This is a genomic window from Arthrobacter ramosus (genome assembly GCF_039535095.1).
GTDB classification, from domain to species: Bacteria; Actinomycetota; Actinomycetes; order Actinomycetales; family Micrococcaceae; genus Arthrobacter; species Arthrobacter ramosus.
On the sequence record NZ_BAAAWN010000001.1, the window covers coordinates 993,682 to 1,007,370 of the forward strand.

12 protein-coding genes and 3 pseudogenes are annotated in these 13,689 nt (G+C 62.5%); 4 read left to right on the forward strand and 11 right to left on the reverse strand.

Going from position 1 to position 13,689, the window contains the following annotated elements:
• Window positions 1–44: 44 nt before the first annotated feature.
• Both ABD742_RS04740 and ABD742_RS04745 read right to left on the reverse strand, forming a co-directional pair.
• A complete protein-coding gene (locus ABD742_RS04740) occupies window positions 45–1,007 on the reverse strand; it encodes a fumarylacetoacetate hydrolase family protein (RefSeq protein WP_234748573.1) in 963 nt (320 codons plus the stop codon).
• A 5-nt stretch (window positions 1,008–1,012) separates the two neighbouring features.
• A pseudogene (locus ABD742_RS04745) lies at window positions 1,013–2,031 on the reverse strand (VOC family protein).
• Window positions 2,032–2,130: 99 nt separating this feature from the next.
• Between ABD742_RS04745 and ABD742_RS04750 the strand changes: the two are divergent.
• On the forward strand, window positions 2,131–2,340 hold the full coding sequence (locus tag ABD742_RS04750; protein WP_234748571.1) for a hypothetical protein: 210 nt from the start codon (window positions 2,131–2,133) through the stop codon (window positions 2,338–2,340).
• Window positions 2,341–2,484 (forward strand): annotated as a pseudogene (locus ABD742_RS04755) (IS30 family transposase); the annotation flags it as partial. It lies immediately after the preceding gene.
• Window positions 2,485–2,742: 258 nt separating this feature from the next.
• On the opposite strand, the gene ABD742_RS04760 reads toward ABD742_RS04755, so the two are convergent.
• The 5 genes from ABD742_RS04760 to ABD742_RS04780 form a co-directional block, all read right to left on the reverse strand.
• Window positions 2,743–3,102, reverse strand: coding sequence for a hypothetical protein (locus ABD742_RS04760; RefSeq protein ID WP_234748570.1), 360 nt, complete (start codon window positions 3,100–3,102; stop codon window positions 2,743–2,745).
• A gap of 437 nt (window positions 3,103–3,539) precedes the next feature.
• Window positions 3,540–4,490 (reverse strand): LysR family transcriptional regulator, encoded by a 951-nt coding sequence (locus ABD742_RS04765; protein WP_234748569.1) that lies wholly within the window; start codon window positions 4,488–4,490, stop codon window positions 3,540–3,542.
• 60 nt (window positions 4,491–4,550) lie between these two features.
• Window positions 4,551–5,039 (reverse strand): RidA family protein, encoded by a 489-nt coding sequence (locus ABD742_RS04770; protein ID WP_234748568.1) that lies wholly within the window; start codon window positions 5,037–5,039, stop codon window positions 4,551–4,553.
• Window positions 5,040–5,059: 20 nt separating this feature from the next.
• Window positions 5,060–6,241: an ArgE/DapE family deacylase gene (locus ABD742_RS04775; RefSeq protein ID WP_344787297.1), complete on the reverse strand. Its 1,182-nt coding sequence runs from the start codon at window positions 6,239–6,241 to the stop codon at window positions 5,060–5,062.
• Between the two features lie 14 nt (window positions 6,242–6,255).
• Window positions 6,256–7,392, reverse strand: coding sequence for a diaminopropionate ammonia-lyase (locus ABD742_RS04780; protein WP_234748566.1), 1,137 nt, complete (start codon window positions 7,390–7,392; stop codon window positions 6,256–6,258).
• A gap of 270 nt (window positions 7,393–7,662) precedes the next feature.
• Here ABD742_RS04780 and ABD742_RS04785 point away from each other — a divergent pair, with 270 nt between their 5' ends.
• Together ABD742_RS04785 and ABD742_RS04790 are read left to right on the forward strand one after the other, a co-directional pair.
• Entirely contained in the window at window positions 7,663–9,174 is a 1,512-nt protein-coding gene (locus ABD742_RS04785; RefSeq protein ID WP_234748565.1) for an amino acid permease, read from the forward strand.
• A 121-nt stretch (window positions 9,175–9,295) separates the two neighbouring features.
• Window positions 9,296–9,681 (forward strand): annotated as a pseudogene (locus ABD742_RS04790) (serine hydroxymethyltransferase); the annotation flags it as partial.
• A 243-nt stretch (window positions 9,682–9,924) separates the two neighbouring features.
• On the opposite strand, the gene ABD742_RS04795 reads toward ABD742_RS04790, so the two are convergent.
• From ABD742_RS04795 to ABD742_RS04810, 4 genes are all read right to left on the reverse strand, one after another.
• Complete coding sequence (locus ABD742_RS04795; RefSeq protein ID WP_234748564.1) at window positions 9,925–10,962, reverse strand: DUF4192 domain-containing protein; 1,038 nt, start codon at window positions 10,960–10,962, stop codon at window positions 9,925–9,927.
• A 322-nt stretch (window positions 10,963–11,284) separates the two neighbouring features.
• Window positions 11,285–12,289 carry a hypothetical protein gene (locus ABD742_RS04800; RefSeq protein ID WP_234748563.1) on the reverse strand — a complete coding sequence of 335 codons (1,005 nt, stop codon included), beginning with the start codon at window positions 12,287–12,289 and terminating at the stop codon, window positions 11,285–11,287.
• Complete coding sequence (locus ABD742_RS04805; protein WP_344787301.1) at window positions 12,289–12,720, reverse strand: hypothetical protein; 432 nt, start codon at window positions 12,718–12,720, stop codon at window positions 12,289–12,291. Before ABD742_RS04805 ends, ABD742_RS04800 begins: the two co-directional genes overlap by 1 nt.
• 40 nt (window positions 12,721–12,760) lie before the next feature.
• The gene (locus tag ABD742_RS04810) at window positions 12,761–13,654 is read right to left on the reverse strand and encodes an oxygenase MpaB family protein (RefSeq protein WP_234748561.1); all 894 of its coding nucleotides are present in this window, start codon (window positions 13,652–13,654) and stop codon (window positions 12,761–12,763) included.
• Window positions 13,655–13,689: the final 35 nt, after the last annotated feature.

The window sequence follows — 13,689 nt, forward strand, 5'->3', positions numbered from 1 at the left end:
GTCCGCGCGGTTGATGAGGGACGTTGCCCTCCCGGTTTGGCTGGTCACTGCTGGCCGCTTTCGGTCGGTTCCTCGTCCTTGCAGTGTATGAGCTGGGTGCCCAGGCCGGTGATGGTTCCTTCCATGACGTCGCCGTCCTTAAGCAGCCTGCCCCAGTGGGCGCCGTTCCCGGCGGGGCTGCCGGTCAGGACCAGGTCGCCGGGGCGCAGCGGGATGATCTGGGAGGCTTCGCTGACCAGCTTGGCCACGCCGAAGATCATGTCATGCGTGGACTCGTCCTGCATGGCTTTGCCGTTGAGCTTCAAGGTCACCTGGACGTCTTGGGGGTTGCCGAAGAACTTCGCAGGTAGCAGAAGCGGACCGGTAGGCAGGAATCCCGGGGCGTTCTTGGCGCGGTACCAGTCTGTGCCAATCTCAGGCATGTCCTTGCGGAAGACGTACTCTCGGGTGGTGATGTCGTTGACCATCGTGTAGCCGAAGACATGCTCGAGCGCTTCTTCCGGGCTGACGCGGAAGGCCTCCTTGCCGATGACGGCCGCCAGTTCCAGCTCCCAGTCATGGGAGTTGGAGTAGGCCGGCAGAACGAGATCATCCGTTGCCGAGGCGATGGCGGTGGGAAGCCCGATAAAGAAATACGGCGTCCCCTCGCCGGCGCGGGCGTCCATCATGGCCGCCGTTTTGGCGCGAACTTCTGCTTCATCCTCGCCGGGCCCACGATGCGCAGCGGCGAGGTCGATTACGTGTTTACGGTAGTTGGCGCCTGCCTGGAGCACCTGGACGGGTTCCACCGGGGCGAGGACCTCTACGTCGGACACTGCGAGGCCGGTTAGCCCATCGACGGAGGCCGCGAGGGCATCCAACTGCCCCTCCGTGGTGTCCCAGTGCCGGATCAGCGTATTGATGTCCTCCCCCAAGGCCAGGACGCGGTCTCCCACCAGAAGGCCGGTCTGCACTTTGGCCGCGCCAACCTCCTGGAAACGGATCAGCGCATATGTTGGCTGTGCCATGGTCGCTAGCCTCGTCCCTGCTTTGCGTACGGGTTCAGAAGGACGTCCTTCATCTCGGGTGAGGCGCCTTCTTCGGTAGCAGTGAAACCCTCGGCCGGGGGAAGGACTCTGTCATCGAGTGCGGCATGGCACCGTTCTTGTAGAAGTTGTTCGAACCCTCGGAGGGCTTCCACGTGTTTGCTTCCCAGTCCGGGACGTAGTTGCGGTAACCACCGGAGTTCAGCTCAATGCGCAGGCCGGAGGGCTCGCGGAAATAGAGGAAGTTCTGCTCGCCGACACCGTGTATTGAGGGTCCGTATTCCATCGGGGTGTCGTTTTCCATCATGACGTCCGCCGTGCGCAGGAGATCTTCCGTGGCGTCCACCCAGAAGGCAATATGGTTGACGCGGCCGGGACGGCTCGACGTATCCAGAACCACGCCGAGGTCGTGTGACTTCTCGTTCGTGGTCAGCACGGAAAAGACCGTGATCGGCGCTTCATCCAGGTCCACGAAGGCCATGACACGGAAACCGAGGGCTTCGTTGTACCACTTGGCGAACCCTCTGACGTCGGATGAGGCCACCGTGACGTGGTCCAGGAAGCGAGGAGCGGCTGCGTGGCTGGAGCGCTTTTCCGGGCGGTCAGGGTAGATCGACGCGAATTCGGGCTCGGCCACAAACCTTTCGACGTCGAAAAAGAGACGCATATGGTGGCCGTAAGGGCCGGTGAACTCGTAGGCCTTGCCGTAACCGTGCCCGCCAGCGGTCCACGTTCCCTGGACGCCGTTGGCTTCGATGCGGGCAGCGGCAGCTTCGAGTGCTGCCTGGCTGGTGGTGCGCCAGGCCATCCGGCCAAGGCTCGCTTCCTCGCCATGGGTCACAACAAGGCTGTACCGGTAGTAATCGCCCCAGCACCGCAGGTAGACATTGCCATCCACCCGGCCGATGATCCGCATACCGAACTTCTCCTCGTAAAACCGGGCAGAAGCCTCGACATCGGGGCTGGTAATTTCGAGGTGGGCAAGATGGGAAAGGGGAGTTTCCACGCTGAATTCCTTCTACTAACTATTGGCCAGGCAGGTGTTGCGAAAGGCCTCCCAATAACTGTGACTCAGCGCATGTATCTGAGGAAGGCGACCTTTTGGATGTCAGCTATCAGCCTGGCGAATAGTTGGGGCGCCCGCGGGGAGCGCTGTCCCGGTACAGGCCTTGTGGTGATTGCAACCGACTCACCTTTAACTCACCTCAATCAGCAACAACCAACAACTATTCATCGCCTGTCGTTGGTTGCAAAAACCCCTAGAATCCGCGAGAAAATCGCCATATTCCAGGCAACGCTGGGCATTCAGGCATAAAGCGAGAATACAAACGGGCTGTTACGCCAATACTTCCCGAAAGTCGCCGACCTGAACGCCTACGGGCCCGAGGACCCCGAACACGTCGCCCAAGAACTCAACGGACGACCACGCAAAACACTGGACTGGGACACCCCAGCCGAACCTCGACGCGGGTCCATTGCGGCCTGCCGGGAGTTTGGGCCAGCAGGATCTGTTCGATCGAGCCGTCGACGCCTTGGGATGTCTGCCATTAGTTGGTCGCGGATGGCTGCGAACTGGAAGTTTGCAATCAAAGTGATGATCTGATCGTCGGCCGGGTAGGTTTTGGCCTCGAGAATGCCCGCCCAGAGCGTGCGCGCCTTCTCGATTGCAGTGTGGTCGTGGCGCCGCGCGATCGATTCGATGTGAGCCTCCGCGGCATCAAAGGTCGTTGTGTCTTTTGTTGACGCTGGCAGTGTGATTCGGGGCGGTTGGTGCGATCGCGCTGCCGCGGTAGACAAGTTCGGCGTTGATTTCGCTGGAGTCGATCATCGGCAGGGGCAGGGCGCAGTCGAGGGTGGGATCGTCGTCGTACGATGAGACTGTGTCGTAGCCGACGGGGAGGCCGTTCTTTATGGTGATGTGCCGTTCGGCGAGTGCACCGGTCAGGGCGGCGATCACTGCCGCATGAGGCTGGGCGTGGCCGGCTGTTGTTGCAGTCGACGTGTAGACGGCAAAGAGGACACTTGTGGCATTCGTATCGTTGGCGAGAAGGTGCTGGCGGGGCAAGACGTGCGGCATCGAAGGTGGTTGAATGGGCCACTGGGAAGGCGAGGACAAGCAAGGCGATGGATCCAGGAGCAGAGGGGTCTGGCGATTCCTGTTGTTTGCAACGACAAGCTGTGGTGCCATTCCAACCGGTCGCGTCATCCGCTGTCGGCCGCAATGGCCTGAAGAATAAAAGTGGGCCGGTCGATTCAAGAGCTCAGGCTCTGATCCACGAATACGGTCTCGCAATCCGAGGCTTGGGAGGCGACCCGGTGAGACGTCGTCCTTTGTTGACCCTGCTAGGCCTTAAGTCTCTCGCTGCCGTGTCTTTCTACCTGCCACGTCGTTGACTGTCTTCAACGCTTTTGCGAGACAATTTGAGCAGTTGCGCCCTATAACGAAAGCGAAGGGCATGTCGTCTTATTCTCCGGTCGTGGTTCATCGTGAGGGACAAATCCGGAGGCTTTCGGTCACTCGGGAGGGTGAAGGCTTGTCTCTGGGGTGACGAGGCCTGAGGGATAGGCCTTGGCGGCGTGCTGGAGGGCTGTGGATACGGCGATGATGGCAGGGCGTTTCATCGACGCGTCGCGGCCGGCGAGTAGAATCGTTCTGCTCTGCATGCCGGGGGCGGTGGGGTATTTGCGGACGTTGGGTGCGGCTCCTGCGAGGGCCAGGCCGGGTAGCACGGCCACAGCGAGGCCGGCTTCGACGAATCGCAGGTGGACAAGGACGTCCTCGGAAGCGCAGACGACCTGTGGGTCGAAGCCGGCCTTCCTGCATTGGTTGGTCACCCAGGTTCTCGGGGCTGACTCTGCGGCCTCGACGGCCCATTTGGCGTCTGAGAGTTGGCTGATCATGTCTTTGTGCGGGTCAAGGGTTTCTGCGAGGCCAGCGTCCATGGTGAGCCACAGGGGATCTTCCAGGATCGTCGTCGTGGTGATTCCTAGCGTGGAGGGAATGGGGATGCCGGGGTAGGACTCTGCGATGACGAGGTCGTATTCGGATGAGGCGAGGGCGGGCAGTGTTGTCTCCGGTTCGCCTTGTTCGAATTCAATGGTGAGCTGGGGGTGGAGGCGGCGGAGTTCTTCGAGGGCCTGGGGGACTATGGTGAGGGCCGCGGACTGGAACGCCGCAATCCGGACCGTGCCGCGGGGCTGTTCCATTGATGTGGAGACGTCCGCTTCGGCCCGTTCGAGCAGGTCCAGGATCTGTTCGGCATGGGCGACGAGGATCAGTCCTTGGGGCGTGAGCTGCAGGCGCCGTCCGGCTGGTTCGACCAAGGGTACGCCGACTTCCTTTTCGAGAAGACGGACCTGTTGGGAAACCGCTGATGTGCTGTAGGAGAGGGCTTCGGCTACGGCAGAGAGGGTCTTGCGGTGGTACAGCTCCCGCAAGACCCTTAATCGGACGATGTTCAGCACATTCGTTCTCTCTGCCTGTTTATGGTGATCTCATGCGTTCGATAGCAACGAGTGCCGGTGTCAGGAGAACTCTACGATAAGTTCCACTTCGACGGGGGCGTCCAGGGGCAGCTCGGTGACGCCGACGGCTGAGCGGGCGTGCTGGCCCTTGTCGCCGAAGACCTGGACCAGGAGGTTGCTGGCTCCGTTGATGACGGACGGCTGGCCGTTGAAGCCTGGCGCCGAGGCGACGAAACCGACGACTTTGAGGATGCGTGCGCTGTCGAGGTCACCGTGAGTGCCGGCTGCGGCGAGTGCGTTCAGGACGCAGGTGACGGCCAGTTCGGCGGCCTCGTCGGCCGGAACCTGCGCGCCGACCTTGCCCGTGGCGGTGAGGGACCCGTCCCGGAGGGGGAGCTGGCCGGAGGTGTACACGGTGTTGCCGGTCCTGACCGCGGGCACATAGCTGGCCACTGCACCGGCGACGTCGGGAAGTTCCAGTCCCAGCTCCGCGAGCCGCTGTCGGGTCTTATGGTGGGTGAGAGTTGCTGTTTCAGTGCTCTGTGTCATGTCTTCCTTTTTGTTTGGTGTCAGTTGCAGAAGTTGACGGCGGTCAGGGCGAGAATGCGGCTGACCCTGTCCAGGGAGTCCAGTTCGATCCATTCCGTTGCGGCGTGGGCGCCTCCGCCGTCGACGCCAAACAGGAGTCCGGGAATGCCGGCTTCGAGCATGAGCGCGGCATCAGTCCAGAATGGTTCGCCGCGCAGCACTGGAACCTTTCCGTTGACCGCCTCCGCCGCTGACAGTACGGACAGGACGATCGGCTCCGCGCTCGGAACCTCGAACGGGTGGCGTTCAAGGCCTCGTGCGAGGGTATAGCGGAAGTCGGGATCTGTTGCGGCAATCCCGTCGAGGATGGCCGCCAGTTCGGACTCGAAGGTGTCCGCGGACTCGCCGGGCACCGTCCGGCGCTCCACCGAAATTGTGCACTGTGCGGGATAGCTGGAGAGCTCCTCCCCACCGCGGATCAGCGACGCATGGATGCTTCCCCGCCCGAGGATCGAGTGTGAGGGTCCGCGTTGTAGGGAGCGGGCGAGGTCATCGATCCCGGTCAGGAACCTTCCGGCCTTGGCGATCGCGTCAATGCCGAGATCCGGGCGGGAGCCATGTGCGGCGACGCCGTGGACAGTGACGTCGATCCAGGCGAATCCACGGTGTGCGATGACGATGTCCTCGTGGCTGGGCTCGGAGATGACGGCGGCGTCTGCTGTGAAATGCCGGAGGACTTCTTCGGTCCCGGCGCTGGCGAACTCCTCATCCGCGACCAGTGCAACGATGATGTCGCCCCGGTGTGGCCGGGCCGCGGCGGAGGCTGCGGCGACCATCATCGCGGCAATCCCGGCCTTCATGTCGAAGGTGCCGCGGCCGTACATGCGCCCGTCTTCGATTTTCGGTTCCAGGGGCGAGCCGTCGTATCCGGCGAGGGTGACGGTGTCGAGGTGGCCGTTGAACATCAGGGTCTTGCCGTTGCCGGTTCCCGGGGCTACCGCAACGATCGAGGGCCGGTCGGGGGTGGATTCGAGCCGGGTGATCTCGAATCCCCGGGATTCCAGCCAGGAGGCGGTGAAGGATGCGATCGCGGCTTCGCCTGCCGCTCCCGGAACGAGTCCGGGATTGACGGAGTCGATGCGCACGAGGTCCTGCAGCAGGGCTGCGGGATCTTCGATTATTGCGTGTGCGGTTTCAGGAGAGGTATTGAGGCTGTTGTTCATCGGTATTGCTTCTTTCATCGGAGCGGGTTGGCCGCGAGGCCTTCGGTGCTGACGAGCACAATGACGGAGTCGTTGGTGATGCCCAGCTGGCGGCGTCGTTCGTCGTCGCCCAAGGCGGCCCGGACGCCTGCAAGCGTTGAGGCTCCGCAGGGTCCTGCGTCCTGGCCCAGGTCTCCGAGGTCCAGCACGGCCCGGCGGCATTCTTCCTCGGACACGCTGACGGCGCCGTCAAGGCCGGCCAGCAGGGATGGCCAGCCCAGTTCCGAGGGCGTGCCGCAGTTCAGGCCGGACATGATCGTGGGGAAGGAAGTATCGACGACGACCGGTTCACCCGCCTGTAGAGAACGGGCGATGCAGGCTGCTGTCTCCGGCTCAACACTAAGGAGCGACGGAGCACTGGTGCCGGGGTTCCTGTAGTGATCAACCATGGCGTGGGCCAAGGATCCCACTCCGACCGGGCAGGCCACCAGGTCCGCTCCGGCGTGTCCTGACTGTGCCAATGATTCATCGATCTCAGCGAAAAGCGTGGTGTATCCGTCGACGATCCAACGGGGAATGTCGGTGTACCCGGCCCAAGCGGTGTCCTGGATCAGCACGTCCCGGCTACTGCCGGCGGTGGACGCTGCGGCGGCGGCCACGACATCGTCGTAGATGGCGTCGACTTCGATCAGCTCGGCGCCTTCGCCCCTGATCGCGTCGACGGCGGCGGCACTGAGACCGTTCGGGATGTATATCCGCGCGCTGAGTCCCAGCAGGGCGGCCATCCGCGACACGGCGCGGCCATGGTTGCCGTCAGTGGCTGTCACCAGCACCGGCAGTGACCCGGCATCCGCACCGGAGGGCAGGTGTTCGCGGAGCTCCGGGACGGTCATGGTGCCGGCGTCAAGGCCCTGCCGTTCACAGAGCGCGCGGCAGACAGCCCAGGAGGCGCCGAGGATCTTGAATGCCGGCAGACCGAGCCGGTTGGATTCGTCTTTGAGGAAGACCCGTCCGACGCTGAGTTCGGCCGCCACGGAAGGAAGCTCGGTCAGCGGCGTCGCCGAGTAACCGGCCAGGGTGCGGTGGAAGGACAGAGCCGAGGCCGGAGGAGCCGTCTGCCACCTCCGGGCATCGGGATTGGCGTACCAGTAAGCGGTGTGAGTTGAAGGCATGAGTCCATGATCCGACAACCGATCTAAAAGAAAAAGCGATGATTAACGGTCAATTCCTTCCACTTCTTCTTAACATTCCCGAGGAGGGGCGTTCGGGCTATATACAATTTTCCTTCACTGTATGAGCCACAAAAAGCCGCTTTTTCTTCGAGGGCTTCTGGGGAAGTATTTAGCGGACAGTGAGCGGCGCCACAGACGCGGCCCGGCGGGTGGTTGATTCCCAGCGAATCGACAGAGCCCGATTCCCTTTCACGAAAGCAGTCCCGACACATGACTTCAATGTTCGAATCCAGTACTGCCGTCTCCGACGGACCAGACCGCCCCAAGAGCACCAACTCCGGAAACCCCGGCTTCAAAGATGAAGAAGAGGGTTACCACAAAGGCCTGAGTGCCCGGCAGATCCAGATGATCGGGATCGGAGGCGCCATCGGAACAGGCCTGTTCATGGGCGCCGGCGGACGTCTGGCGGCGGCCGGACCCGGCCTGATCCTCGTCTACGCGGTGTGCGGTTTCTTCGCCTTCCTTATCCTGCGCGCCCTCGGCGAGTTGGTGCTGCACCGCCCGTCTTCGGGTTCCTTTGTCTCGTACGCCCGGGAATTCTTCGGCGAGAAAGCCGCGTTCACCGTCGGCTGGCTGTACTGGCTGAACTGGTCGATGATCGCCATCGTGGACGTCACAGCCGTGGCCCTGTACATGAACTTCTTCAAGAAATACGTCCCTGGCATCGCGGACGTCCCCCAGTGGCTGTTCGCCCTCGCTGCACTGGTCCTGGTCCTGGGCCTAAACCTCGTCTCAGTGAAGGTGTTCGGTGAGCTCGAATTCTGGTTCTCCCTAATCAAAGTCTTGGCCCTGGTCACCTTCCTCATCGTCGGGGTCTGTTTCGTTGCCTTCGGAACCCCCGTCGCCGGACACACTGCCGGCTTCAGCCTCATCTCCGACAACGGAGGCCTGTTCCCGAACGGTGTCCTGCCGGCCCTTGTCGTGATCCAGGGCGTCATCTTCGCCTACGGCGCCATTGAACTTGTCGGGACCGCGGCAGGCGAAACCGAGCACCCCGAAAAGGTCATGCCGAAGGCGATCAACGCCGTGGTCTTCCGGATCGGCGTCTTCTACGTCGGGTCCGTCCTGCTGCTCTCGTGCCTGCTCCCGTACACGGCCTACAAGGCGGGGGAGAGCCCCTTCGTGACGTTCTTCGGATCCATCGGGATCACCGGCGGAGACGCCATCATGAACCTCATCGTGCTCACCGCGGCCCTCTCATCACTCAACGCAGGCCTCTACTCCACCGGCCGGATAATGCGCTCCCTGTCAGCCGCCGGATCCGCACCCAAATTCGCCGGACGCATGAACAAAGCAGGCGTCCCCTACGGCGGAATCCTCATGACCGCCGGTATCGCGCTGCTCGGAGTCGGGCTAAACGCCGTCGTCCCCGAATCGGCCTTCGAGATTGTCCTGAATGTCTCCTCGCTCTGTCTCATCACAGCCTGGGCCGCGATCGTCCTGTGCCAGCTGAAGCTCTGGCACTGGGCCCGCCAAGGAAAGATCCGCCGACCCACATTCCGCCTCTTCGGAGCACCATGGACAGGCATCCTCACGCTCGTATTCCTCGCTGCCGTCCTGGTCCTGATGGCCATGGACTACCCGGTCGGCACCTACACCATCGGCTCCATTGCCCTCATCATCCCGCTGCTGGTCCTTGGCTGGTTCCTCGCACGCGGCAACATCCGCGACGTCGCGGCACGCCGCGACGTCCAAGGCGAACACTCCGGATCCCACGCTTAAATCTTTCAAAACACCAATGTCGGTTCCCCCTCGATGGGTAGCCGACATCCGGCTAGGAGCTCAATGACGGCCTCTTTCGCGCCGGCGTCCCGCGAAGGTGCACTTCCCCGGGATGCCGATCGAGGTGGAGCGCCTTGCCCTGGAGCACGAGCCGGCGCTCATCGTTGCCGATTGGTCTGCGTACGCGCGCCGGCTGGACTTTGCCGAGTTCCGCCGGATCGCCGACCTGGTGGGCGCGTACCCGATGGTGGACATGGCACATTTCGCAAGCCTAGTGGCACCGGGGCTGCGCCCGTCCCCGGTCCGGCACGCGCACGTCACGACGTCCACGACGCCACAAGACCCTCGCCGGTCCGCGCGGCCGGCATCATCCTCTCCAACGACGCCGACATCGCCGGGAAGATCAACTCGGCGGTGTTCCCGGGACAGCAGGGTGGTCCGTTGGAGCACGTGATCGCCGGCAACGCCGTCGCCTTCAAGATCGCTGCCTCGGACGAGTTTAAGGAAGAAGGGCTCCTAGCAAGCTGTCCACAAAACCATACGGCAGCAGAAGGTTTGGGCGGTTCCACAATGCTCGTCACGATCCCGCGGCACGGCCGCGTGGCAGTGGCGATTTGCCCACCGTTTACCCGCCGGAAACCACGAACGGTAATGGAAAATGATTAGCATGCATAGCGCCCGATTGGGCCATTCTGCCCCGAATCCAGGCATCGACGACATCCACTGAGTGCTGACGAAAAGCGGCCGCTGCTAATCCGACGTTCCAAGTCCCTGGCTCCGGTATGCGGTGTCTTTGTCCATATTCCAGCCGGCGAGCATTCCAGAGCCGAGGAGCTGGTCGCTGAGTTTGGCCAGTCGGTAGCCGGGGTCGGCTTCCAGGGCGAGTTGCATGTATTGGTGGGCTTTGCTTCCGCGGCCTTCCCACCAATTGATGTAGCCGATAGCGGTAAGGAGCGGCGCTGAGTGTTTGGTGCTGCTGTAGGTGTAGGCGTGGAGGAGTATTTGCTGGGCCCATTCGACGCGGGTCCATTGTGGCTTGCCGGGAGTTTGGGCGAGCAGGATTTGTTCCATGGGGCCGTCGACGCCTGGGATGTCTGCCATCAGCTGGTCGCGGATGGCTGCGAACTGGAAGTTTGCGATCAAAGCGATGGTTTGGTCGCCAGTCGGGTAGGCTTTGGCCTCGAGGATCCCAGCCCACAGTGTGCGCGCCTTTTCGATCGCACTGTGGTCGTGGCACTTCCCGATCGATTCGATGTGGGCCTCTACGGCATCAAAGGTCGTTGTCTCCTTGGCCGATGCCGGAAGGGTGATCCGGCCGGTTCGTGCGACCGTACTTCCGCGGTAGACAAGTTCGGCGTTGATTTCGCTGGAGTCGACCATCGAAAGCGGCAGTACGCAGTTGAGGTTTGGGTCGTCGTCGTACTGTGAGACGGTCTGGTCTCCGACGAGGAGGCCGTCGCGGATGGTGATCTGTCTCTCGGCCAGAGCGCCGGTCAGCGCGGCGATGACTGCTGCGTATGGCTTGGCTTGGCCGGTTGTCGTTGGGGCCGAGGTGTAGACGGCGAACAACGCGCTGGTGGCGTTGGTGTCGTTGGCGAGATAGCCGGCGACTGTTCGCGCGTAGGCGCGTTCGCTGCCGTCGTGCTTGGGGAGGTCTACGCGGAGTGTCACGCCGATGTGGTTGGTGTCCAGGGTGATGCAAACGAGGCTTTCCTGGGGCCAGAATCCCAGGGTGTGGCCGATGAAACTGAGGACATCGGCAGGGGTCTTGATGGTGAGTGTTTCCATGATCTTTCTCCTTCAGAGGCGGCGTCGGCCTTTAGCCGTTAAGTTTCGGCGTCGTTCTGATACGGGGACCGCTGCTGGGCATGAGGGGCCGGAGTGCAACTTGGGGAACCGGCAACGATTCAAAAGTTCGCGAGGAAATAAGCGGAGCGCCGAGCGAAGTTTTGGATCGGGGCCGGCGTAAGGCGCCCTGGTTGCGCGGAGGTCCTGCCCAGCGATGATCGAGCATCAGAATGACAAACAGCGAAGATTCTTCTGGCTCTTCATGGCTGGGTCGGGGCAGCGCGGCATGACGCCGGGACGTCTTGTTACATCGCCGAGGAATCTATCGTGTGAGCCGTGCGCCGGAGCGCCTCTCGAGCGCGAATTCGGCGCGTTCGACGACGGAGCGGTCATGTGCGTCGAGCCGCGACTCCGTCGCTGGGCTAGCCATTTCACAGTCGCGGATTTCAACCAGGCGTCGGTGCAGCTGTGTTTCGGCGTGCCGGCTGAGGACGATGAGCGCGCTGGCCCGTCGCTTATCGAGGATCAGGTCGTGGTGGGTGAAAGCCACACGGTTCCAGATCGGCCCGATTTCCAGGAGCAGGAGCCGGACATGGAGGAGGAAGTTCCCGTGTTTAAGGTGGCCTTCGAGCCGGGGGAGAAGCAGTCCAAGGCTCACAAGCAGAACCGCGAATGTTTCGCCCACCCAGTAGAGGACGGTCAGAACGGCCGCCAATGGGCTGGCAGCGCCATCGATCTTTGTGACGACTCCATAGACCAGACGGTCGACGAGGACCAGAGCAAAGAGGATGCATCCGATGGCGATAAGGACGAAGGCAGATCGGAAAGCACGGGCCCGCATGCTGGGGACATTGTCATGGCACACCCGTGCGATATCGAGGCAGATCCACATGATGAACGCGGACCCGCTCCAGAGGAACACTGCCATCCCTGCTTGGTCGCCGTAGGTCAGAGGTAAGTTGGGATCAGTGACGTCGGCGCGGCTCGTGAGAAATCCTGCCGTCACTGCCGAGGACGCGATGACCGCAGCCCACCGGCCGAAGGCGAGTTGCCGACGTCTTACTTCAATGTCTTCAACTGCCGCCAGTAGGATGGCCGTCCGGAATTGCCAGAATCCCAGGAGCAGAGACAAAAGGGTGACCAGACCGACGTGGTTCCGGCCGCCGAGCAATGGATCGACGCCGTGATAGACGGCCGGGATGTACAAGGTGCAGGCGATTGCAGCGAGGATGGTTGCACGGAAGACGCTGCCGCGGTGCGGATCGAGCGCTGCGGGCAGCCGGAGGATGGTCAATACCCAGAGAGTGGCTGCCGGCACGTAATCCATCAGCCGAACACTTTGCGGAACGCCAACGGCTCCGGCGGCGTACCGGCGTCGCTGTTGATGATGCGCGTCGCGAGCCGATCGGCGAGAGCTTCGGCGGCAAGCTCTGCGTCGTCGGTGTAGCTGCTCCGGGCGAGCGCACGCAGCACCCGTTCAGGGTCGAGGTCGGGGAGGAAGCTCTTGACCAGTTCGCTGCTAATGCCTTCAAGATCGTGGTCGAGGATCATGTGGCTGAATTCGTGGAGGATGATCTGTTGCCGGTGCCAGTCTGATTTGGTCGGTGCGTGGAGGACGACGTCCCGGTCCTCGCAGATGAGCCAGACCCCGCACAGTTCTTCTTTAGCTAGTTCTGGAAGTTCCGTTACCGTGATGGTCCTGCCGCGTTTTCGCTCCAGTTTCTCGTGGATGAGCTGCAGCGTGGCGTCATCGGGCAAGCTGAACGCATGTTCTGCTTTCCGCGCTATTTTGCGGGCTTCACGGTAGTTCATGGCCGGACGGGACAGAGGAGGACGGAACGTTGACCGGACCGATCTGGTCCAGGGAATACCCGCCGGGGTACAGGCGCGAGCCTGCGGCGCCGGGAGTGAAATGTGGTTTGGTTTTCAGCGGACGACGGCGGCGGATCGCGTTGCGTGCGGCGAGTCCGGTTTTGAGGCCGGTTCGGGAGATCCGGCCCGCTCGGGGGAGGCAGAGCGCGTCGGTGAGGCGGCCGTCGTCGAGCATTGTGCTGATGAGACGCTTGGCGAGAGGGCGCAGAGGCGCTGGCAGTCGGCTCTGGAAAACTTGGACCGTGCTATCCATGAGGAGTTGGCCTTCGGCTGACCGAGCGACGTGGGCGGCCTCGTAGCGGTCGAAGAAGTTCTCGGCTTCCGCGTAGGTGGCCGGCATGCCGGTGATGTTCATGCGGCTGCCCAGTTCGGTGAAAAAGCGCGAGGCGGCCGCGAGCTCAGCTGTTGTGGGTTGGCGCCAGGCCTGTTTCTGGATCCAGCGGATCGGTACGACCAGCAGCGTGAGGAGGACGTAGAGGAAGTCGTCCTTGGTTCCGGGTACATTGCGGTGAACACGGTTGAGTAACTCGACCATGGTGCGGCCGCGGTCGCTGTCCAGACCGCAGGAGACGAGCTCATAGATGACGATGGCCGTGTCGTAAGAGCGCTTCATGGGGCGCTGCTGGATTTCGGCGTTCGCGTGCAGGGTCGCCGCGATGCTTGGGATCGCGAAGTTGCGGTAGTACGCGAGGAAGAACCCAAGTTCCGTGTCCGCGGCGAGGTCGAAGAGAGCCATTTGGCGGAAGGTGGTCTCCCAGTCACTCGGGGAGGCGGTGTGCTGGCGGTGGAGGCTCGCAGCAAGGGTAGCGTTGATGTTCAAGGTTCCCCCGTTCACCGTGTCCGAAGTCCGCGTTC